Annotated in this window: 17 protein-coding genes and 2 pseudogenes; 10 read left to right on the top strand and 9 right to left on the bottom strand. The window is 61.2% G+C overall.

Going from position 1 to position 22826, the window contains the following annotated elements; translation table 11 throughout:
- Nucleotides 1-7 precede the first annotated feature (7 nt).
- Complete coding sequence (locus RBB32_RS07810) at nt 8-1591, bottom strand: ABC-F family ATP-binding cassette domain-containing protein (RefSeq protein ID WP_306152143.1); 1584 nt, start codon at nt 1589-1591, stop codon at nt 8-10.
- A gap of 427 nt (nt 1592-2018) precedes the next feature.
- Between RBB32_RS07810 and RBB32_RS07805 the strand changes: the two are divergent.
- The 8 genes and pseudogenes from RBB32_RS07805 to RBB32_RS07770 all read left to right on the top strand — a co-directional run.
- A pseudogene (locus RBB32_RS07805) lies at nt 2019-2147 on the top strand (IS6 family transposase); the annotation flags it as partial.
- A 223-nt stretch (nt 2148-2370) separates the two neighbouring features.
- Complete coding sequence (locus RBB32_RS07800) at nt 2371-3612, top strand: ABC transporter substrate-binding protein (RefSeq protein WP_306152142.1); 1242 nt, start codon at nt 2371-2373, stop codon at nt 3610-3612.
- The gene (locus RBB32_RS07795) at nt 3609-5564 is read left to right on the top strand and encodes an ATP-binding protein (protein ID WP_306152141.1); all 1956 of its coding nucleotides are present in this window, start codon (nt 3609-3611) and stop codon (nt 5562-5564) included. The genes RBB32_RS07800 and RBB32_RS07795 overlap by 4 nt, the downstream gene beginning before the upstream one ends.
- A gap of 3 nt (nt 5565-5567) precedes the next feature.
- Entirely contained in the window at nt 5568-6806 is a 1239-nt protein-coding gene (locus RBB32_RS07790; protein WP_306152140.1) for a sigma-54 dependent transcriptional regulator, read from the top strand.
- 143 nt (nt 6807-6949) lie between these two features.
- Entirely contained in the window at nt 6950-8278 is a 1329-nt protein-coding gene (locus tag RBB32_RS07785; protein WP_306152139.1) for an ABC transporter substrate-binding protein, read from the top strand.
- Between the two features lie 87 nt (nt 8279-8365).
- Entirely contained in the window at nt 8366-10111 is a 1746-nt protein-coding gene (locus RBB32_RS07780) for an iron ABC transporter permease (RefSeq protein WP_306152138.1), read from the top strand.
- Nucleotides 10112-10129: 18 nt separating this feature from the next.
- A complete protein-coding gene (locus RBB32_RS07775) occupies nt 10130-11182 on the top strand; it encodes an ABC transporter ATP-binding protein (RefSeq protein ID WP_306152137.1) in 1053 nt (350 codons plus the stop codon).
- A 20-nt stretch (nt 11183-11202) separates the two neighbouring features.
- Entirely contained in the window at nt 11203-11781 is a 579-nt protein-coding gene (locus tag RBB32_RS07770; protein WP_306152136.1) for a histidine phosphatase family protein, read from the top strand.
- A 75-nt stretch (nt 11782-11856) separates the two neighbouring features.
- Here RBB32_RS07770 and RBB32_RS07765 read toward each other — a convergent pair whose 3' ends face one another.
- Nucleotides 11857-14178 carry a Tex family protein gene (locus RBB32_RS07765; RefSeq protein WP_306152135.1) on the bottom strand — a complete coding sequence of 774 codons (2322 nt, stop codon included), beginning with the start codon at nt 14176-14178 and terminating at the stop codon, nt 11857-11859.
- A 129-nt stretch (nt 14179-14307) separates the two neighbouring features.
- The gene (locus RBB32_RS07760; RefSeq protein WP_306152134.1) at nt 14308-14991 is read right to left on the bottom strand and encodes an IS6 family transposase; all 684 of its coding nucleotides are present in this window, start codon (nt 14989-14991) and stop codon (nt 14308-14310) included.
- A 379-nt stretch (nt 14992-15370) separates the two neighbouring features.
- Here RBB32_RS07760 and RBB32_RS07755 point away from each other — a divergent pair, with 379 nt between their 5' ends.
- Both RBB32_RS07755 and RBB32_RS07750 read left to right on the top strand, forming a co-directional pair.
- Nucleotides 15371-16516: an HPP family protein gene (locus tag RBB32_RS07755; protein ID WP_306152133.1), complete on the top strand. Its 1146-nt coding sequence runs from the start codon at nt 15371-15373 to the stop codon at nt 16514-16516.
- A gap of 91 nt (nt 16517-16607) precedes the next feature.
- Nucleotides 16608-17026: pseudogene (locus RBB32_RS07750) on the top strand (ISKra4 family transposase); the annotation flags it as partial.
- Nucleotides 17027-17220: 194 nt separating this feature from the next.
- Here RBB32_RS07750 and RBB32_RS07745 read toward each other — a convergent pair.
- From RBB32_RS07745 to RBB32_RS07720, 6 genes are all read right to left on the bottom strand, one after another.
- Nucleotides 17221-18165 carry an alpha-L-glutamate ligase-like protein gene (locus tag RBB32_RS07745; protein WP_306152132.1) on the bottom strand — a complete coding sequence of 315 codons (945 nt, stop codon included), beginning with the start codon at nt 18163-18165 and terminating at the stop codon, nt 17221-17223.
- Nucleotides 18166-18169: 4 nt separating this feature from the next.
- Nucleotides 18170-19705: a UUP1 family membrane protein gene (locus RBB32_RS07740; protein WP_306152131.1), complete on the bottom strand. Its 1536-nt coding sequence runs from the start codon at nt 19703-19705 to the stop codon at nt 18170-18172.
- A gap of 7 nt (nt 19706-19712) precedes the next feature.
- A complete protein-coding gene (locus RBB32_RS07735) occupies nt 19713-20255 on the bottom strand; it encodes a RimK/LysX family protein (protein WP_306152130.1) in 543 nt (180 codons plus the stop codon).
- Between the two features lie 281 nt (nt 20256-20536).
- Nucleotides 20537-20698 (bottom strand): hypothetical protein, encoded by a 162-nt coding sequence (locus RBB32_RS07730; RefSeq protein WP_306152129.1) that lies wholly within the window; start codon nt 20696-20698, stop codon nt 20537-20539.
- A 76-nt stretch (nt 20699-20774) separates the two neighbouring features.
- A complete protein-coding gene (locus RBB32_RS07725; RefSeq protein WP_306152217.1) occupies nt 20775-22067 on the bottom strand; it encodes an ATP-binding protein in 1293 nt (430 codons plus the stop codon).
- Between the two features lie 20 nt (nt 22068-22087).
- Nucleotides 22088-22771: a response regulator gene (locus RBB32_RS07720; protein WP_306152128.1), complete on the bottom strand. Its 684-nt coding sequence runs from the start codon at nt 22769-22771 to the stop codon at nt 22088-22090.
- Nucleotides 22772-22826: the final 55 nt, after the last annotated feature.

Genomic DNA, 22826 nt, shown 5'->3' with positions numbered 1-22826 from the left:
GAAGCGGTCATTCCTTCAATGAAACTATCCGGTCCGCTCGAAGTGAATTTAGGAACGCTTGATCGTGACTGACGACCACCACCGCGCCATCGTAGCATGTCAGGGCCGCTTCCAGCGCTTCGACCCCTTCCAGGTCAAGATGGTTCGTCGGCTCGTCGAGGATCAGAAGTTGCGGCGGTGGCGTCGCGCCCAGAGCGCAGGCGAGGCCCGCGCGCAGTTTTTCACCCCCGCTTAGCCCCCCGGCGCGGCGCAGGGCATCGGCGGCACGAAACCCGAACCGGGCCAAGGCGGCATGGGCCGTTCGTGTCGTGGCCTGCGCGTTCAGATCACGGAAGGTCTCAAGGAGGGTTCGGTCAGGATCGAGCATCCCAACATGCTGGTCCAGAAACGCCCAAGGGACACAGGCCTGCGCGTGACCGGTCGCCGGGGTGAGCTCGCCGGTGATGAGCTTGAGCAGGGAGGTCTTGCCGCTGCCATTTCGGCCCGCGATCACAACGCGCTCGGGTCCAGTGATGGTAAGTGAGAAGTCTTGGATCACCGGAGCAGCCGGGTCATGTCCGCCGGTCACGCGATCCATGATCAGGACGGTCTTGCCGACCGGGAGACCGCTTGGTGCGATATCCATATGGAGAGGGTTCAGTACCTCGACCTTCTCACGGGCGGCGGACAGGGCATCCTCGGCCGCCGCCCGGCGGTCTTCACGCAGGCGCGCGCCCGCGCCGCCAGATGCTTCCGCACGGCCCTTTGCGGCATCCATCAGGATTTTCGGCTGGTCCCCCTTCGCGCGGGACTTGCGGCCAGCACTGTCTTTTCTGGCTTTGCGTTCGGCGGCCTGTTGCGCACGGCGCGCTGCCTCAGCTTGGGCCTTTTCCGCATGGACGAGGTCCTGCGCCGCGGCCGCGCGCTCGCGTTCCTTCTGGTCTCGGAAGACGCTGTAGTTGCCCCCATATCTGGCCGCACCCAAGGAGGTGAGTTCGACGATGGCATCCATTTCCTCCAGAAGCTCGCGATCATGGCTGGCTATGATCGCGCCACCGGTCCAACTGTGCAGAAGGTCGATCACCGCACGGCGTCCGGCCCGGTCGAGATTGTTCGTCGGTTCATCCATGAGCAGGAAATCCGGCTCTGCCAAGATCAGCGCGCCCAGGGCCGCCCTGCTTCGCTGACCACCGGACAAGCTGGCAAGCCGGGTCCATGGATCGGCCGAGAGATCGACTTTGGCAAGCGCGGCTTCGATCCGGGTGGGCAAGGTCCAATCCGCGTCGGCCAACTCGTTCGCGGTCGCCTGACCTTGCTCCGCCCGATCTATCACGTTCAGGGCCTGGCTTGCGCGCAGAAGGTCAGCGATTGTCTCGTTGGGGTGTTCCAGCGTCTCCTGTCGCATCACAGCGACCGAGCCTGTTATGCTGACTTGGCCCGTTGCCGGGGCCGTATCGCCCGCGATCAGGTGCAGAAGCGTGCTTTTCCCGGCACCGTTACGCCCGACGAGGCCAGCACGCTCGCAGCCGAAAGTAAGGTCGAGATCGGTGAAGAGCGGTGTGCCGTCAGGTATGGACCAAGACAGGCCGGACAGAGCAATGGATGCAGGCATGGGACAAGAGTTCTCGCGATGAAACCGAAGGGGTGAGGGTTGCGAGCGTCATGTCCATGGCGAGGGAAACTCCTGTCGTTGGATGCTCAAGAGGTAGTGAAGCTCGCGCGCGCTCGCAAGCCCCCTTCAGTTCGGGAGCGTGAATGACATCGGCACGGTGGTTCCAAGCCGATTAAGGGGTCCAGACCCTAAAGCGTTCCGCCTTTAACCCGAGACATCGGCGAAAGGCGGAACGCGTGCAACGATTGAGCGGAGCACTGCGTTTCGCGAAAATCTGTGATTCAGGTTTTTCGCGAAACGCTTTAAGTGGCTCTTTCGGTTCTCGACAACAGGAACGCCGCAACCCCCATCAGACCGGCGGACGCGCGATTGATCATCGCCCGCCGCAATGGTGTCAGCGCGCGCGCCCCAACGAAAGTGCCCGACGAGACGCATCGCCACGGACAAGCTGCGATCCTACGGCGCAACCAAACGCGAGGTCGCACCGGGGCTCGAACATCGCTCGCACAAGGGGTTGAATAATCGAGCGGAGAACAGCCATCTGCCGGTCCGTCGAGTTAATCTGACAACACCGTTTCGGGATCACGGTGCGGCCAGTTGGACACAAAGGTCAGGCGGTCGCAAATTGCCCGACCCACAAATGCCAGCCCTTTGATGCCTACAGGCTCATCGGGATGATAGCCCGTCTGCCTTCCCGCGCAAAGCAGGGTGTTTCATCCGTGAGGGCGGAGGAGAATGTCAGTGCTTTTCAAAACGCGCTGACCCGGTATCCTGCACCCATGCGGTATCCGGCGGTCATATTGATAAGCCTGTGGGCCTGCCTGTCCGGTACGGTCAGCGCAGCCGATCTGCGGGTTCTGACATCCCTGCCGCCCAGTGTGTCGGAGCCCTATGTAGATCTTTTCATATCCCGGACAGAGAACGGTGCCGCGCAGGTGCTCAACAAGAACACCATTGCCGGGATCGACGAGATATTGCGCGGCAACGAACGTGGCTTCGATGTATTCTGGGCGTCCTCGCCCGAGGCATTTGAAATACTGTCGCGCAGCGATGCCTTTACCGATGGCGATGTTTGCGGGCCGGACGGGCCGCCGCCGGTGGCCGCATTCGCGCTGTCCTCGGTCGGATGGGCGCGGCGCAGGGATTCGGACCTGTTCATGCCGGCCGAATGGAATGACCTGAGGCGCCCGTTATACCGCAATCGTCTGGCGATGGCGCGCCCGGCGCGGTCGGGATCGACCCATATGCTGATCGAGCAGCTTTTGCAGGTCAGGGGCTGGCAGGACGGCTGGGCCTTCATTCTGGGCATGTCGGCCAATCTGTCCACACTCACGGCGCGTAGTTTCGGGGTGCCCGACGGGCTTGTGAACGACAGGTTCGATATCGGTCTGACGATCGACTTTCTGTCACAGGCCAACAGCGCCTTTCTGAGGTTTCAGTATGGGCGTCCCCTGGTGGTTGCGCCTGCGCAGATCGGGATTTTGCGCAATGGCCGCGATCCGGATGCGGCCTGTGCCTTCCTGAGTGCCGTACTATCGCGGGAAGGGCAGTTGACCCTGCTTTCGCCCGGAATTTCACGCGTGCCCTATAATCCGGATATCCGCGCCGAGGTGAAAGACAGGCTGCCCACGGAAATCGTGGATGCGTTGAAACTGACATGGTTCGAATACGATGCCGAAACCTCGGCGGATCGCTACTGGGCGGTGAATACCCTTTTCGACCTGATGATCACCGAACAACTGGATCGCCGCCGCACGCTCTGGCGTATGCACCATGACCTGAAACCATATGCACCGGCGGCGTACCTTGATCGGGTTCACGAACTGCTGACCACCGTCGTTGCCACCGAAGACGAGGCTACGCTGGCGACAGGGGCCGATGCGGGGTTGCGCAACACCTCGCTGATCCGGATGGACCCGCATATGCGCTCGCTGGCAGAGGATTGGCGGGTGCGGGTCATTACGCAGCTTGAGGCAGCGGAACGTGCGCTTTCGGACCTCCAGAAAAGGTATCTTCCATGAAGCGCCTGTTCGACCGGCTGCTGCCGAAGATCTGGACACGGCTTTTCCTGATGATCGTCACGGCGGTTCTGTTGACATGGGCGGTGATCGGGATTGCTTTGTATTGGCTGGGCAATGCCCAGGCTCTGGTTCACACCTTCAGCACCGAACATACGCCCCGGTTGATGCAAACCACCGATCTGGCTGCGCAGGCATCGGACCTGGCGGTGCTGAGCAATCGGATTCTCTATTCAAATGCCGACACGCCCAATACGTTCGAAAACGATCTGCGGGTCTCGGTGGATCAGTTGAACCAGATGCTGCGCAACTCCTTCAGTACACCCGAAATGCAGGCGCAATCGCTGGACCTGCAAAGGCAACTGGCCGGGGTGATCCGGTCACTGGATCGCGCCCGCCGGTTCGAGACCACCTTGCGCGGGCAGGTCAACAGGCTGCGTTGGATCAACGTGGATATTCAGGACGAAACCACACCACTGGTCGCGGACTTTTCTTTCAACATCGCGGCATTGATCCGTGGCCTGACGCAGGAAAACGACCCCGAGGAACGCCGCAGGCAGGCCGAGGTCCTGATGGCCGAACAGGCGCTTTACCGCACGTTCGTGGATATCGGCACCGAAGCTTCGATCGCAAGCACCCTGGCGGTGGAAGGTTCGGCGAGCATGCAGAACGAACAGCTTGAACAATTTGCCGGGCTTTTGTCGGATGCGCTGAGCCGCCTCAACGGACAGCTTCAGAGGCTGCCGCTCAAGGCGGAGTATGTCACTTTGCGGCAGTCGATCGAGGCCTTGAACCAGATCGCCGTCGGGCAGGGCAGTATCGTTTCGGTCCGCCGCAGCTGGCTGGAGGAGCGCAGAATTCTCAGTCAGCAGCTTGAGGCCAGCCTTTCGGGCCTGTCCGCGCTTCAATCGCTTGTTCAGGATCTGTCTGCGGATCGCCGCGCCGAAATCCTCAGTACGAGCGAGGCGTTCGAAACCAGCGCTTCGCGCACGGTTCGTCTTTTGGTGGGGATGACGATATTCGCGGCACTGGCCGCGCTGATCATCCTTTTCGCATATATCCGTCCCGCAATCATTCTCCCGCTGGATCATCTTACCGCCGCGATGCGTGCAATCGCCGAAGGGCGACAGCCCCGCCTTGTGGACCTTCCGGCGCGCAACGATGAAATCTCGCAGCTTGCCGGGGCGGTCGCGGCCTTTCGCGACTCTGTGCAAGAGCGCGACCGTGCGATCGAACAGCTTCAGCAAACCCAGTCCGAGCTTGTTCAGACGGGCAAGATGGCCGCGCTTGGCAACCTGTCGGCGGGGTTGTCGCATGAGCTGAATCAGCCGCTTGGGGCAATTCGGCAGCGTTTGCACATGACGGGGAAGGCACTTGAGCGCGCCGATGTGGCGACGGCACAGGGCCAGACGGCAAAGATCGACGACCTGGTTGCCCGGATGGAGCGCATCATCAGCCATTTGCGGCGTTTTGCACGCGCGTCGGAATACAGGCGCGACACGATCCGTCTCTCGCAGGTGATTGACGCGGCCTGCGAATTGCTTCGCTCACGGTTGGATGATCACGGGATCACGGTCGACATCGACGATACCCTGAACGACATGACCGCCACCGGCGATTTCATTCTGATCGAACAGGTTGTGGTCAATCTGGTCTCGAATGCGATTGACGCGATTGCGGCCACGTCAGGCCCCGGCGGTATCGTCTTTCGGGCCGAGCCCGCAGCGCCGGAAAATGTGGCCTTCTCGGTGCTGGATACCGGCGTGGGTCTGGGCGATCTGGAGCCCGAACGCGCCTTCGATCCGTTCGTGACAACAAAAACCCCCGGCGAAGGTCTGGGTCTGGGGTTGTCCATTTCCTATAACATCATCACCGGAATGGGCGGCGGCCTGCGCCTGGCGCACCGGGCAGAGGGCGGTACGCGCGCCACGGTCATCTTGCCGAAAGGGACATGAGCCATGACGGATGAAAAGCTGATTTATCTTGTGGACGATGACAAGGATTTCCGCGAAGCCACATGCGAGTTTCTGGAGGCCGAAGGCTTTCCGACCGCCGCGTTCGAACAGGGCGACGCGATGCTGGCGCAGCTCGATCCGGAATGGAACGGCATCATTCTGTGCGATTTCAGAATGCAGAAAATGGACGGACTCGCGGTGCTTGAGGCTGCTCGCAAATCTGCGCCGGGGGTTCCGTTCGTCATGTTGACGGGTCATGGCGATCTGCGCACGGCCATCGCCGCCACCAGGGCGGGGGCGTATGATTTTCTCGAAAAGCCGGTACAGCCCGACTACCTGCTCAGCCTGCTGCGCCGAGGGCTGAAAGTTCGCAAGCTTGCCGTTGAAAACAATCGCCTGCGCCGCCGGGTGGCACGCTACAGTGACATGCGCTCGCGTCTGATTGGCACGTCGAAGGCCATGAAGGCCTGCCGAAACGAATTGCTGAACGTGACCCCGCTGCCCGTGACGGTGACGCTTTACGGAGAGGCGGGCACCGGCAAGGAACTCGGCGCGCGCACGATCCACGAGTTTTCCGAACTGACGGGCGAATTTCACACCATCAACTGCGCAACTGCCACCATAGACAGCCTGCGGGCCGAACTGGAGCGCCAGACCGATCCGCAAGACACGCTGTTCATGCGGTCGCTACATCAGATGGATGCCTTTCTGCAAAGCCATCTGGCGGAGTTTCTGCGCCAAGGCCAACGCCCGCGCGTGATTGTGTCGATGATCGGCGATCCCGATGCGCATATGGCAAGCGGTGTCCTGACCAGGGAACTTTACTATCTGATAAATGTCGCGACGATCTGCCTGCCGCCGCTTCGCAGCCGTGACCGGGATATTTTCATCCTGCTCGAAAATTTCCTTCGCACGGGGGCGGCGCGATTGGGGAAAAGGCTGCCGCATGTCGATACGGCGCTGATCGAGCGTTTTCGGGCGCATGACTGGCCCGGCAATGTCCGTGAACTGCGCAATGTGGCCGACCGTTTGGTGATCGGTCTTCCGGTCGACCTCAAGGCCACGGCCCGCGATGCGGGGCTGACCATGTCCTATGACGAAGCCATGCGCGATTTCGAACGCAGCCTGCTGGAGCGTACACTGGTGGAAACGGGCGGGCACAAGGGCGATGCGGCTGCAATGCTGTCGATCCCGCGCAAGCGGCTTTATCTGCGGCTCAAGGCGGTAGGCCTGTCCGAATAGGTCAATTTTGACCCAAACGGCGTGTCAAAATCGACCTAAAACCACCCTCAAATCCCTATTTTTGCAAGAAATTTGATCGCTTGCCCGCTTGCCCACAGAGTTTCCGGGCGCTGGAGGAGCGCAAGGATATCTGGGAGGGTTCCATGAAATTGAAGCATTTGTTCTTCTCGTCACTGGCCGCGACTGCGCTGGCGGGTGGCTCGGCTGTGGCCGAAGGGTCGATCACGGTCATCACATCGTTCCCCGACTCGATGACAGGCCCGATCGAAGCGGCCTTCGAGGCGGCACATCCCGAATACGACCTTGAGGTTTTGAACAAGAAAACCTCGGCCGGGGTGAAGTACATTCAGGAAATCGCAAGCGATAACACCGCCGACATCTTCTGGGCGTCGGCGCCGGATGCGTTCGAGGTTCTGAAAAGCGACGGTATGCTGGATCAGGTGGAGATCGCATCCGAAGGCATTCCCGACAAGATCGGGGCCTATCCGCTGAACGATCCCGATGGGTATTACTTCGGCTTTGCCGGTGCGGGATACGGCATCATGTGGAACGAACGCTATCTCAAGGCGCACGATCTGGAGCCCGCCCGCGAGTGGGAACAACTGGCTGATCCCAAGTATCACGGCCATGTCGGCATGTCCGCGCCATCACGGTCGGGCACGACGCACCTGACCGTCGAAACTGTCTTGCAGGGCGATGGATGGGATGACGGCTGGGCCAAATGGAAATGGATCGCCGGGAATTTCTCGACCGTGACCGAACGCAGCTTCGGGGTGCCCGACGGGGTGAACACCGGCAGTTTCGGTCTGGGGATCGTGATTGATTTCTTCGGGTTCTCGTCGAAGGCGTCAGGCTTCCCCGTCGATTTCGCCTATCCGACAGTCACCGCCCTGGTTCCGGCCAATATCGCCGTCGTGAAGAATGCGCCCAATCAGCAAGGGGCCATCGCGTTTGTCGAATTCCTGCTGACCCCCGAAGGGCAATCCGTGCTTCTGGACCCCGCGATCATGCGGCTGCCTATCAACCCGGCGACCTATGCCAACGCGCCCGAAGGGTTTCCCAACCCGTTCGAGGATTCGACCATCGGCGCCAGCGTGAAATTCGACGTCGAGAAATCCGGCGCGCGCTACAATCTGGTCAACTCGATGTTCGACGTGATGATCACCTATCGTCTCGATGACCTGCGCAGCGCCGTGAACGCGATTCAGCAGGCCGAGATGAAACACGCGGACGGCGACAATGCCGAGGCCAAGGCTTTGATCGCCGAAGCCCGCAGCCTGATCGAGGCCAACCCGATTGACGAAGCCACCAGCCTCGATCCCGATTTTGCCGCGGTCTTCACCAAGAAGCGCCGCAAGGCGACCGACACGGTCGAGGGCCGCCAGGCCGAGGTCGAACAGGAATGGGATGCGATGGTGGTCGAAAACTACCGCCGCGCTCGTGAACTGGCCGACCAGGCGGCAGCCATGTAAGCGCTCTGCCGGCCCGGTTCGGGCCGGTCTCACCCTCGCCGTTCAGCACGGCGAGGGGTTTTGGGGAAGGTGGAAAAAATGCCAAGCATGAACAGGTCTACACCCGGCGCGACCGCCGGAATCGCCGATCGTTTGCCCAAATGGCTGGTGCCGAACCTGTCGGGCCTGCATATAGTGGCACTGTTTATCGCGCTGCTGCTGATCGGGTTGCTTCTGGTGCCGGTCGCGCAGGTGATGATCGTCGCCTTTCAGGATCCGGTAACCGGCGCGGCGACCTTGCAGAACTTTCTGGATTTTTTCCGCACGTCCCTGTTCCGTGAGAGTTTCTGGAATTCATTCTATGTGTCGGCCATGTCGGTGGTTATGGCCACCGCGATTGCCCTGCCGCTGGCCTATATCACGACACGGTTTCATTTTGCAGGCTCCGTCCTGATCCAGAGTCTTGGGTTCATTCCGCTGATCATGCCGCCCTTTGTCGGCGCGGTCGCGATGCAGCTGATCTTCGGGCGCAACGGCACGGTAAACCTGCTTCTGCGCGATTACCTCGGGTTCGACATTCCGTTCATGGAGGGCCTGAACGGCGTGATCCTTGTGCAGTCGATCCATTATTTCCCGTTCATCCTGATCAACCTGTCGGCGTCGTTGCGTAATATCGACCGTTCGATGGAAGAAGCCGCGCAGAACCTCGGTTCGCACGGGATGCGTCTGTTCCGGCGGGTCGTCTTTCCGCTGGCGATGCCGGGCTATATCGCCGGGGCGGCGCTGGTTTTCATCAAGGTCTTCGATGATCTGGGAACGCCCCTGCTTCTGAACGTCAATAACATGCTGGCGCCGCAGGCCTATCTGCGGATTTCGTCCATCGGTATCAGTGATCCGATGGGGTACGTGATTTCCGTCATTCTGGTCGTTTTCTCGGTTCTGTCACTATGGGCGTCCTTCCTGTTCATGCGCGGCAAGGATTACGCCACCGTCCAGAAGGGCGGCGGCGGCATGGCCAAGCGCAACCTGAAACCGGCGGAAAAGGTGCTGGCCTATGGCGTGGTGATCTTCATCCTGCTGCTGGTCCTGACGCCGCATATCGGCCTGACGCTCTTGTCCTTCGGTACGATATGGTCTTTCGCGCCGTTGCCTGACGGCTACACGCTGCAGAACTACGTGACGATGTGGGAAGGCTCGAAAACCTTCATTCTGAATACCCTGCTTTATGCCGGGATCGCCGCCACCGCAGACGTGATCCTTGGAACGGCGATTGCCTATATCGTGCTGCGCACAAATATCTTTGGCCGCAAGGGGCTGGATTACCTGGCGACGGCGGCATTGGCCGTGCCCGGCGTGGTGCTGGGGATAGGGTATCTGCGGACCTTCCACAGCGTCGATGTGCCTTTCGTGGGCGAACCGCTGGCCAGCTGGTGGGTGGTGATCGCCCTTGCGCTGATGATCCGTCGCTTGCCCTATGCCCTGCGCGCCTGCTTGGCGGCACTGCAGCAGGTCAGCCTTGCGCTGGAAGAAGCCGCCGAAAGCCTGGGCGCCACGAAAAAGCGCACCATCTACAAGATCGTCGTGCCGCTGATGAAGGGCGGCCTGCTGGCAGGGTTCGTGACCAGTTTCGCCACCGCGGCTGTCGAACTGTCGGCCACCATCATGCTGGTCAGCTCCAATCAAGATGCGCCGCTGGCCTATGGCATCTACCTGTTCATGCAGACCCCATCGGGACGCGGGGCAGGAGCCGCGCTTGGCGTGGTGGCGGTGCTGCTGGTGGCGGCTGGCACGCTGGCCTCCCAGATCATTATCGAACGCGACAAAAAGGCCAAGGCTTCGGCCGATATGCACTGAAAAGGCGGAGACGGAAGAATGGACCAGACCGGCATCAAGATCGAAGACCTGCACCTGTCATTCGGCGAGACACAGGTTTTGCGCGGCGTGAACCTCGATATCCGCCCCGGAGAGTTTTTCGCCTTTCTCGGCCCGTCCGGGTCGGGAAAATCCACATTGCTGCGCGCGATTGCCGGGTTCGGCCCGACACCGCAGGGGCGTATCCTGATCGGGGATCGCGATGTCGTTGGGCTTGACCCGTGGAAGCGCAATGTCGGCATGGTGTTTCAGTCATACGCCCTTTGGCCGCATATGAGCGTGCGCGACAATGTCGGGTTCGGTCTCAGGGAACGCAGGGTGCCCGCAAGCCAGATCAGGGACCGCGTGGATGCGGCGCTGGAACTGGTGGGTCTGGCGCATCTGGCCGACCGTATGCCCAACCAGCTATCGGGCGGACAGCAGCAGCGCATCGCCCTGGCGCGCACGGTCGTCGTCGAACCCGAGGTTCTGCTGCTGGACGAGCCGCTGTCCAATCTCGATGCGTCGTTGCGGGTGCAGATGCGGCGCGAACTGCTGCACCTTCAGCGCAAGCTGGGCCTGACGACCATTTTCGTGACCCACGATCAGGAAGAGGCGAACACCACATCCGACAGGATGGCGGTTCTGGATGGCGGTGTGATTCAGCAGGTCGGCACCCCACAGGAATTGTACGACCGGCCCGCCAATCTGTTCGTCGCGAACTTTCTGGGCACCGCCAATATCTTTGAGGGCCGGGTCGAGATCGACGGCGACGCCGCGCGGTTCCACACGAAAACCGGCGAGGTGCTCACGATCCCGGCCTCGGGCAATCTGGACGGCAGCAACGTGGTCTTGCGCCCGCAGAACATCTCGATGACACAGGCCCCGGAACCGGACGCCCTGAAAGGCGAGGTGCTGCACCGCGAATTTCTTGGCAGTCAGATCCGGTACCTGGTCAAGGTCGCGGGCACCGAGATTGTCGTCGATCAAAGCCACAGCGCCGGGCGCGACTGGTTCGATCCGGGGGCGCAGGTGCATCTGGTCGCCAATACCTCGAGCGCGGTTATTCTGTGAAACAAATACAGGCAGTCAAAATGAACCCCAGTCCCGATGTCTACCTTTTGCGGCATGGCGAAACCGCCTGGAACAAGGCGGGACGCATTCAGGGTCAGATGAATTCCGACCTGACCGATCTGGGCCGCGAGCAGGCACAAGCACAGGCCGGTATTCTCAAACGGTTGGAGATCGGGCTGGACGGCATCGGTCGGTTTTGCAGCCCCCTGACCAGAACCCGTGAAACCGCCGCGCTTGCGCTCGGGGGGCGGGACTGCACCATCGACGACCGCCTGATCGAAATCGGATGCGGCGCGTGGCAAGGGCTGACCCCTGCCGAACGCGCCGCCCGCGATCCCGAAATCGTGGCGCGCTGCAAAACGGATCTCGACCTGTATTTCAACGCGCCGGGCAACGAGGGGCTGTCGGCGGTTCAGGCGCGGGTCGCTGCGTTTCTGGCCGACCTGACCGGCCCGGCCGTGATCGTGTCGCACAAGGTGACGCTGATCGTCATGCGCGGCCTGCTGACAGGCCTGCCGGACGACAGGCTATCCGGACTGACCTCCCGGCAAGGAACCGTGATCCATATCAGCGGCGGGCAGGAACGGCATTACGAGTGACCCATGCCCCCGGATATGGACGGTGGGTGGCGAGGGGACTGCCGCAAGTCTGAAACCGCGTTGGCGCCCGTACGCTCATTTCCTGTTTCGCATGGCATCCTGCAGTGCCGCGCCAAGGGCACCTTGGCCGGTTGACCCTTGCCCGCTCTTTTGCCGGTTCTGTCCCTTGGGGCCGCTGCCCGGCTTTGCATTGCGCGGTGGTTTCATTTCCGCCGGAGGTTTCGATCCGCCGTTGTCCTTGCGCATGCTCAGGCCGATGCGTTTGCGTGCCACGTCCACCTCGGTCACGCGCACCTTGACGACATCGCCGGTCCTGACCACCTCGTGCGGGTCCTTGACGAAACGGTCGGCCAGTTGGCTGACATGCACCAGCCCGTCCTGATGCACGCCGATATCCACGAAGGCCCCGAAAGCGGCGACATTGGTGACCGTGCCTTCCAGCGACATGCCGGGGCGCAAATCTTTGATGTCGTCGATCCCGTCGGCAAGGCGGGCGGTCACGAAATCCGGGCGCGGGTCACGGCCCGGTTTTTCAAGCTCGGCAAGGATATCGCGCACGGTGGGCAGGCCGAACCTGTCATCCACGAAATCCTCGGCACGCAGCCCCTTCAGGGCCTCGGGGGCACCCATGATGGCGCGGATGTCCCGCCCGCAGGCCTGCACGACCCGGCGCGCGACGTCATACGCCTCGGGGTGGACCGAGGTGGCATCGAGTGGCTCATCGCTGTCGCGGAGGCGCAGGAACCCGGCGCATTGCTCAAAGGCTTTCGGCCCCAGCCCGGACACCTTGAGCAGCGCCTTGCGGGACGGGAATATGCCCTCAGCATCGCGATGCGCCACGATGGCCTGCGCCAATGACGGGCCAAGCCCGGCCACACGCGCCAGCAAAGGTGCCGACGCCATATTCAGATCGACCCCCACGGCGTTCACCGCATCTTCGACCACCGCATCAAGCGTTTGCGCCAGCCGCCGCTGGTCCACGTCATGCTGATACTGGCCGACACCGATGGATTGCGGCGTGATCTTCACCAACTCGGCCAGCGGGTCTTGCAGCCGCCGCGCGATGGACACCGCACCGCGCAATGACACGTCGAGATCGGGAAACTCCTCGGCGGCCAGTTCTGAGGCGGAATAGACGGATGCGCCTGCCTCGGACACGATCACGCTGGACGGGCGCGGCGTGCCCTGCGGCAGTTGTTTCAACGCATCGGCGACCATCCGTTCGGTCTCGCGGCTGGCGGTGCCGTTTCCGATGGCGATCAGTTCGATTCCATGTTGGCGGACCAGTTCAAGCACGGCAGCCTGCGCGCCCCGCAGATCGTTCTTGGGCTGGAAGGGATAAAGCGTCGTCGTCGCAAGCAGCTTGCCGGTGGCATCCACGACCGCGGCCTTGACGCCGGTGCGAATGCCCGGATCAAGCCCCAGCGTGGCGCGCGGCCCGGCGGGGGCGGCCAGAAGCAAATCCTTGAGATTACGTCCAAAAACGGAAATCGCCTCGTCATGGGCGCGTTTGCGCAACTCGCCCATCAGGTCGATATACATCGTCAGGCTCAGCTTGACGCGCCATGTCCAGCCCGCCACCTCGCGCAGCCATGTATCCCCCGGCGCAGTGCCGGGGATGCCGATGGCCGCCTCGACCATCTTCACCGCGCGGGGCACGCCGGTGTCGGGATCGGGGGCGATGTCGACGGTGACGATCTGCTCCTTGGCCGCGCGCAGGATGGCAAGCGCACGGTGCGAGGGGATGGTGGCCCATTTCTCGCGATGATCGAAATAATCCGAGAACTTGACGCCCTCGGTTTCCTTGCCCGGCTGAACACGGGCCGAGATGATCGCCTCGCTACGCATGAACTCGCGCAGGCGGCCTAGAAGATCGGCGTTTTCGCTCATCTCTTCGGTCAGGATGTCGCGCGCGCCCTCAAGCGCCTCTTTGGTCGATGGCACGGCCTCGGTGATGTAACCGGCAGCCAGCTTTTCGGGCAGGGCGCTGCGATCATCGAGGATGGCACGCAGCAGGGGTTCCAGCCCGTTTTCGCGGGCGATCATCGCCTTGGTGCGCCGCTTGGGCTTGAACGGCAGGTAGATGTCTTCGAGCGCCGCCTTGGTTTCGGCCCCGGCAATGGCGCGGGCCAGCGCATCGGTCAGCTTGCCCTGTTCTTTGACCGAGCCAAGGATCACTTCGCGCCTGGCCTCCAACTCGCGCAGATAGGTCAGCCGATCCGCCAGCGTGCGCAGTTGCGTATCGTCCAGCCCACCCGTCACCTCTTTGCGGTAGCGGGCGACAAAAGGCACCGTCGCGCCACCATCCAACAGGCCCACGGCGGCGGTGACCTGATCGGGGCGGGCGTTGATATCGGCGGCGATGCTGCGGGCGATACGATCGGCGGTCTGTGTCAAATCCGGCGTCCTCTGCTTCATTGAACGCGCAGGAATACTCAGGGTGAATGAAAGAGGAAAGGGGGATTTGTCGCGGGGTTTTGTCGCAAACTTCTCCGTGCAACGGAGGGCTCTTGTCGCCATACACAATTATCCAGCGAGCACGGCGAATTGCTGGAATGCGGATTGGCCCGGCGCTTCAAATTGTCGTTTGCGGATCATGTGTACGACCTCGATGCCTTCCAGTGTCGCCGAGGCTGAGCTGATGGATTTGAAGCCCTTCATTTGCCTCGTCAGCTTCTTGATGAACCTGTGATCCTGTTCAATGATGTTGTTGAGATACTTCACCTGCAGAATCTCGATCAGCCAGAACCACCCACTCAAAATCAGCAGGCAATTGATGTTCTGCAGTCCGGCGAGATTTGCACCACTCTTATCGATGACTACTTTGTCGAGGAAACCGTTGTTCCCAATAGTGCGGGTAAAGAATGCAGTTGCCGCTGCTTCATCCCGATGCTCTGACAGCATGAAATCAAGGGTTTTCCCGAACTTGTCGATGGCCCGGCAATTGTAGGTCCACTTGCCGTTCACCTTGATGTAGGTCTCGTCCATGCGCCAGGATACGGCTGCTTTCTGCGTCCATTTATGCGCTTCCTTCGCGATCAATGGGGAGAACTTTATCATCCAACGGTTTAGGGTCGCGTGGTCGACTTCGACCCCGCGTTCCGCCATGATCTCCTCCAGATCACGGTAAGAAACCGCGTATCGGACATGGAAAAACACCGCGTACAGGATGACGTCCTTCGGATAGTGATTCCCTTTGAAACTGATCATGAGAACGCCTCGGTATCTGTGACTGATGCCTTCGCCAAATATGGAACGTCACACCAAACAGCCAGACCCATGAAATTTTTGCGACAGAACCCTTTTCACCACGCCAGCGTTGATACTTTTGCCCTTTGGAAAGGCTATGCCGTGAAAGTTACCACCTAACAGGCGGAGATCTCGATCCTCTCAACTTGGCCAAAACAAGTTGGCAATCCCCTGTGAAAGGTGTCTGCATCGGCTGTGATCCACGTCGCAATCAAAGAGCAGACAATCGCCACCAGCTGAACGTGATAACTCCGCACGATCTTCTACGCACGGGAATAAGCTGCTTGCGAAACGGGTGCTTTGCTGAAAATCAGGGCAAAACTGTAGGAGAGGTCCCGCTTTGTCCGTTCTGCGTTCCCTTGGTCCGGTGGTGCCGCGCACCTCCATCCGCGAGGCACTTCGCGCCGGATTCGGTGCATTGGTGGGTTTGGGGGTCACTGGGCTTTTCGTCCTGTCGCCGCAGATCGACCTGAAGCTTGGACTGTATCTGATTGCGCCCTTCGGGGCGAGTTCGGTTCTGCTGTTCGCCGTGCCCAACAGCCCGCTGGCGCAGCCATGGTCAGCAGCTGTAGGTAATCTGATCGCTGCGCTGGTTGGGGTTGCCGTCTGCATGGTTGTGCCGGATCCGGTTCTGCGCATCGCGCTGGCCGTAGCTCTGACGATCGTGTTCACGATCATGGCGCGAGCCGTGCATCCGCCTGCGGGTGCGGTAGCGATGACCGCGGCGATGAACCCGGACACGGTCGAGGCGCTCGGGTTCTGGTTCGCGTTCTCTCCGGTTGCTCTGGGTACGCTGATGCTGGTCGCGCTCGCCGCGGGTTATGCCCGCCTGACGGGCCGGCATTACCCGTTCCGCCAGTTCGACGACGCCAACATTCACGGTACCGCTGACGCAGTCCCAAGCGAGCGCCTCGGTTTGAGCGAAGACGAACTGACCGAGATTCTCGAACGCTATCGGCAGTCGTTCAACCTTGGGACCGAGGATCTGGCGCGGCTGATAGGTGCAGCAGAGGCACAGGCCGCGACCCATCGGACCGGACCGATCACCGCTACGGATATGATGTCACGCGATCTGGTCACGGTGCGCCCCGAGACCCCGCTGGCCGATGTGGCACGGGAGTTCCGCGAACACCGGTTCACCTCGCTTCCGGTGGTGGGAAAGGACGGGTGTTACCTTGGTGTGATTTTCCAGATTCACCTGATCATGCGGGCAGGCGACGATGCGGCGCGATTGAAGTGGCGGTTCCCTCCCGCATTCCGGCGTTTGATCAATGCCGACCGTAACCGCCCTGTCGAAGCACAGGAGATCATGACCGCCAAAGGCCCTCGCGCCACGCTGACAACGCCGCTCGCGGCTTTCATGCCAATGCTGGCGGACGGCGATGTGGACGCTGTGCCGGTGCTGGAATACGGAAGGATCGTGGGGATCGTGACCCGCACCGACCTTGTCGCGGCTTTGGCGCGCGCAGGTTTGCGGGGCAGCTGATCGCGGACGCGCAATGGCGAAAGCCGCTGATAAGATGTATTCTGACCGCGGTGATCCGGTGTAAGGGGGGCGCAACATGAGCGCCCCGAAGGTCGAGGTACCGCGGGTTCGGATGTACATGTTTAGGCTCCCGGGGTTTCCTGCGTTGAACGTCGCGCATTCTCCTCTGGCTCACCTCTTGTCTGACCATGCCACGCCAGAGCTTCGGCGATTGCAGGCGGCAATTTGGCGCGCGTCATAGCTTTCGGGAAGCTGCGAAGCTTCTGAACGAGCTGACACCTTGCGCCAAGCAGAACCACGTGACGATCCGCAGTCGGCTTGCGGCCGTCACTGAGGACCGTGCCGACAGCGAACTTTCTGCGGCCGCAGAAGCCGACCAACGCTCAAATCCTTCCGATGTTACAGTGTTTCTGGAAAGCGCTTATGTTCGAGCAAGACCGGAGTATCAACGCCGAAACTTTGAGATATATCTTTGGTTCCATCGAGAGTGAGCGGCACAAGAAACGCCGGATGCGCTGGCCCCCAAAGGGCGCACATCGGGTGCCAACTGTCAGAGCCCCGTTTCTGGACGGAAGGATTGCAGAAGGCCAACTCCGTGCGGCTTGATCCTCACATTCTTTCCACGCCCCAAGCCGTCATTGATTTCATGGGATAATTTCAGGCGCGATTCTGATTAGTTAGGGCACAATGACACCACGCGACGATCATGGGGGTCCAAAGCTATGCAGCGCGAAATCGACGCGTTCATCCTGCGTGTGTTCGGGGCGCACCCAATCGGCAATCAAGAGAAGCCGCCGATCCAGCCCGTCACAGTTCGCCAGCTGCACCGCCAGTCCGGGCCTGGCGTTCAGCTCCAACAGCAAGGGCCCGCGCATCTCGTCGAAGACGATGTCGACGCCGAGATAATCCAGCCCGGTCGGCCCATGACAGCGGGCCGACATGTCGAGGATCGCGCGCCATTCCGGCATCTGGATGCCGCGAAGGGGCGCGCCGCTTTCGGGATGATCGTCGATGACCCGGTCGTATTGCACGCCGAGCGTCGTGAGGCCCGTCGAGATGTCGATACCAAGGCCGATGCCCCCCTTGTGCAGGTTGGCCTTGCCGTCGCTTTCGCGCGTCGGGATGCGCGCCATCGCCATCGTAGGCACACCGCGATAAACGATGATGCGCAGATCCGGCACGCCCGCCTCGGCCACCCCGCCGAAGATGTCGGCAAAGCGGACCGTCTCTTCCAGCATGGCAACATCCTGAAGGCCGTTGAGGCTATACATCCCGCTCAGCACGTTCGAGATGTGGTGGCGCAGAGCCCGGTCGCTCAACACCCGGCCGCTGGCCAGCCGCCAACCCTTGCGGTTTTCGCCCTCAACGACCATGATCCCGTCGCCCTGCGCACCGCATGCCGGCTTGATGACGAAACTGCGCTTTTCGTCCAACATGTGGCGAAGCCGCTTGATCTGGGCCTGCATCTCGATCACGCCGTAAAGCTCGGGCACCGGCACGCCGGCCTCGCGCGCCAGCTCCTTGGTCTTGACCTTGTCGTTCACAAGCGGCATCCGGCGGCGTGGATTGCCGTCCGCGACATACCGGGTATTGCGCCCGTTGATCCCGAGGATACCCCGGCGGGCCAATTTGCGCGGCGACGCGATCATCAGTCTACCACTCCTTCGACAGATCGCGGAAGCGACGCAGCTCGGACAGGCGGAAGCCGGAATAGCGGCCCATCATCAGCATGATCGCGAGGATCACCAGCAGCAGTTCGGGATAGATGAACAGCAGGTGACGCACCAGCGCGAGGTTCATCACGAAATAGGCCGCCACCGCCACGACGATGCTGCCGACAAATTCCTTGGACGCGTCCTCGGGGCCGTTTTCCTCCCAAGTGACAGAGAGCCGCTCGATCGTCATGGTCAGGATGACGATGGGAAAGAGCGTAACGGAAAAGCCGGTGCCCAGCGAATAGCTGTCCGCAACCACGCTGACCAGGATCATCACCATCACGATCACGGTTAGTGTCGCGGCCAACCGCGGCACCAGAAGGAGATTGAGCTTGGAAAAGAAGAAGCGGAAGCTCATCCCGATCAACAGGATCGTTCCCAGGATCGCGAGCCCGGTCAGCAGGTCGGTCGCGTTGAAGGCCAGCGCGATCAGCACGGGCATGAACGTGCCGAAGGTCGGGACGCCAATGAACTGACGCATGAAAACGAGGACCAGGACACCGATCGGGATGGTCAGCAGCATCTGCACGACAAGCTGGGTATTTATGGGCAGATCCAGCAGCGTCGCCATGACGAGCAGGTTCTCGGTCCCGGCCCGGCGCTCGGCCAATGCGGCGACCGATCCGATATCGAGCGGCGTCACCGCGGTCCTGATGCGCCTCAGTGATGCACCGTCGACGGTCACCTGCGGGGCGTCCCCTCGCCAGAGAACAAGCATGTCCTTGTGCCCCACCGGATCGCCCGTCATCACGTCATAGGCTTGCCACTCCTCGCCGGTCCAGCGTTCGATCCAGGCGGTCAGAGGTATCGTTCCCTGCTTGTCCCCCAGCGGAATCCCGTGAACCACGCGGGCCGCCGTATCGTTCTGGGACAGGACGAAGGCGGCGGCCGAGGCGATCGCGGTGTCCGTATCCTCCTTGCCCACCAACTGGCGCGTCACGGTATCCTGTCCGGTACGCAGACGATCCACCAGAAGACTGGTCAGAACGTCGTCGTCATAGGCATTCCGGGCGGTTTCCGACATCAGCCGCTTGGCCAGCGTCTGCTGTTCCGGGCTTCGCTCGGCGGCGAACCGGTAATTTTCGGGCAAGTCCTCGGGGCCCTTATGATACCTCTTGTCGGTATCATGGAAGGGCTGATGGAAAAACTGCGCCCGGTAGTAGACGGTCGCCGGCTGCTTGATGTTACCGCCGGACCAAAGCGCCTTGCGATTGCCGTCGGGCCCCGACCGGACGGTCAGCGACATGCGATCGGACAGCAATTTCTCGTTCATCGGCCGAAAACGCCCCTCTTTCGGCGGGATGAAGACGCTTACCTTCGCGCCGTCGTCGGCGGGGGCGATCTGGGTCTGGATTTCGAGCGACCAGAGCACCGATCGCTCATCAGGTGTCAGCGGAAAATCTAACATGATGGCGCGATAGCCGAAAAGGCCGAATCCGACGAGAATGAGGATGGCGCAGAGAAGTCGCAGCATGGGTCGATCAATCGTCGCAGGCTGGATCGACCGCGCCGTCCTGTGCCGGGTTCACCAGGAAATTCCCCCTGAGCAGGAAGCCACGTCCCAGCAGCATCCTGTACTCCAGGCCCTCCCGGTTCGCCAGGTTGACCTCTGTCTTGTGCTCGAATTCGCCGACGCAGAGCGACAACTCCACGACATGCCGCCTAACATCCTCGCTACCGGAGCGCAGGATCCGGACGCCCTTGATGATCTCCCGTTCGAAGACGACCGAGCGGCCATCATCGCCCAGCGGCGTTTCGAACCGCACCCAGTCCTCGCCGCCGCGCTGGAACTCCTCGATGTTGCGCGCATCGATCGACGTGCTGTCCGCACCGGTATCGACCTTGGCCAGGATCCTGATGTCCTCATCAAGGATGCCCACCTCGGTGGCGCGCCCGACGATGCGAATGGTATCGGCGGCGTCGCTGGCCGATACATGGGCCGGTGCAAATATCTGGCAAACCACCAGCGCCACTGCCGCCCTGCGGCTTACTCTCGATCCGGGATAGGTGATGTCGATCTCCATTCATGGCTTGTCAAGAATGCCGCCTATCACGGGGCGACGTCCTGTTGACAATCACGCACCCCTGATTGCCGGGCGAACCTCGAAGCAAAGCTGTTATGGAATCATCCGCGATTCTACAAGTTGGAACCTACCTGTCGGCGCGTCTCGGCATTTGGACGCTGATCCGCACCTCGTCAGGCCGCCTATGGCCATGATTACGCTTGATTCCGCCCCGAAAAACGGGACGGGAGTATCCGTGCCATGCGCTCCATGTCAGCCGGCGATCGACACGCTGGAAAAGCTCATGGAGTGACGCAGGAGGTGGACGAGAATTGCCATTTGTGGACAGCCCCTACGATCTGGTCGCGGGCGATTTCAAACGCTGTCTCTTGGGTGTCGCGGATATGGCCCTTGGCCCTCTTGTGAACCTCCGCCGGTGCTCTCCAGAGGTCTGCGACTGACATTCCATCCCATGGCAGCCCGCTTTCCCCGGCGACTGACAGGCTTTAAATTGCTCCCTATCGGAAAGGACCAAAACAGTCATGGCGTGAGTTTCAACTCCACCGTCTGCCCTCCATCCTGACCCTGAACGAATTTCACTTCTCCATTCAGGCGCTGCATCGCGCTGGCCAAGATGGACAGCCCAAGACCGCTGCCATTGGCGCCGCTGCCAGGGCCGCGGGTAAATCGCGTTTGCACCCGGTCCAGCAGTTCGGGCGGGATGCCCTCGCCCTCGTCACGAATGACGACAGTGGTGCCATCCAAAATCACAGTGACCCGCGCGCCGCGCGGCGACGCGTGGATCGCATTTTCGATCACGTTGCGCAAAGCCGCTTGCAACAGGAACGGGCTGGTTCGCATCCATACGGCTTTATCGGGCGCAGCGGTCTCCAACGTAACCTCACGCTCCTTGGCCAGAACCCGCAGGTCAGCGACGGTTTCGTGCATCAGAAAAGTCAGATCCGTCTGCTCGCTGTCCTCTTCAGACCTTTCGACCGCAGCCAGTTCCAGAAGTTGCCGCACCATGCGATCTGTCCGGTCCACCGACCGCTCAATAGCGGCCAAGGCGCGGTCACGTACTTCCGGGTCATCGGACAGGCGCATCACCTGTGCTTGCGTCCTCAGCCCGGACAAGGGCGTTTTCAATTCATGTGCCGCATAGGTGGTAAAGTTCCGCTCCACGTCCCGGGCCGAAGCGACCCGCGAAAACAGAGTGTTCAGCGCCCTGCGCACCGGCTTGATCTCACGCGGGGCCGGTCCGTCGGGCAAAGGGCTCAGATCCGACGAAGACCGGATACGTAATGTGTTTGCCAGTTGGTCGAGCGGCGCAAGCCCCCGCGCCACACTGATCCACAGGATGACGGCAAGCACCGGCAGCACAAGCGCGGCTGGAAACAACAACCCCGCCAACACATCCCGCACCAACCCGTCCCGGACAGCAAGGCTGTCACCCACCATGACCCTGACGCCAAGTTCCTTGTTAACCAGCGTGTAGACCCGCCACGGTTCTCCGTCGATGACCGACCTTGAATAGCCTTCGTTCGCAACATGGGTAAGTTCGACATCCGGTGCGCTATCAGACCGGCCGACCATCCTGCCGTCGAGCGACCATATCTGGCAAGACAACTGCTTTGAATAGGACGCTTCGCGCGACATAGGAATCGGCAGCATCTGGTCTCCCGCCTGAGCCACCGCGATACGATGATCCGAAATAAGAGACGAGACCATATTCGCTGCCTCGGCCAGTCGCGCGTCAAGTACCTCTTCGACCTCCGCGCGCGTCGAGGTTTGAATCCACAAAGCAGCGGATAACCAGACAGCCCCGGTCGCCAGCGCGAGAATCAGGAAAAGTTTTAGCCGGATCGAGATGACGCGCCCCCCTCTTCGGCCAGGCGATAGCCGACGCCCCGTACCGTTTCGATAAAATCACGGCCTATTTTCGCCCGCAAATTGTGAACATGCACCTCTACGGCATTGCTTTCGACCTCTTCCTGCCAGCCATAAAGCCGCTCCTCAAGCGCGCTGCGTGAGATCACCCGGCGGGGATACTCCATCAGCGCGCACAGAATCGCACATTCCCGGCGCGAAAAGCGCATGGCCCGCTCGCCAACCCAACCGGTCAATGACGCCGGATCGACGGTCAGCCCATTATAGCAAAGCGCATTCGCAGCCCGCCCTTCACGCCGACGCAACATGGCACGCAATCGGGCTGTCAGTTCATCCAGATCGAAGGGTTTGCCAAGGTAGTCGTCCGCGCCCGCATCAAGCCCGCGCACCCGATCAGAAATCTGATCGCGGGCGGTTAAAAGCAAAACGGGAAGGTTCATCCCCTGCCCACGCAGCTCCTTCAGCAGGTGCAGCCCGAGGCCATCTGGCAGCATGATGTCCAAAACGATACCGTCGAACTCCGCCGCCGCCAAGGCCGCACGGGCATCAGCCAGCGTTTCGACGGCATCGGCTGTGAACCCGGACAGCCGCAGCCCGACAGTCAGCCCATCGGATAGGATCTCGTCATCTTCCACAATCAATATGCGCATTTTTTCTCCAATCCACGGGGATATCCGGCAAGAACCTTAAGACCTGCTTAAGGTT

The organism is Roseovarius sp. MMSF_3281 (assembly GCF_030733685.1).
Classification (GTDB): Bacteria; Pseudomonadota; Alphaproteobacteria; order Rhodobacterales; family Rhodobacteraceae; genus Roseovarius.
Note: the sequence above shows the minus strand (reverse complement) of the source record. Positions and strands in the feature narration are given on the sequence as shown.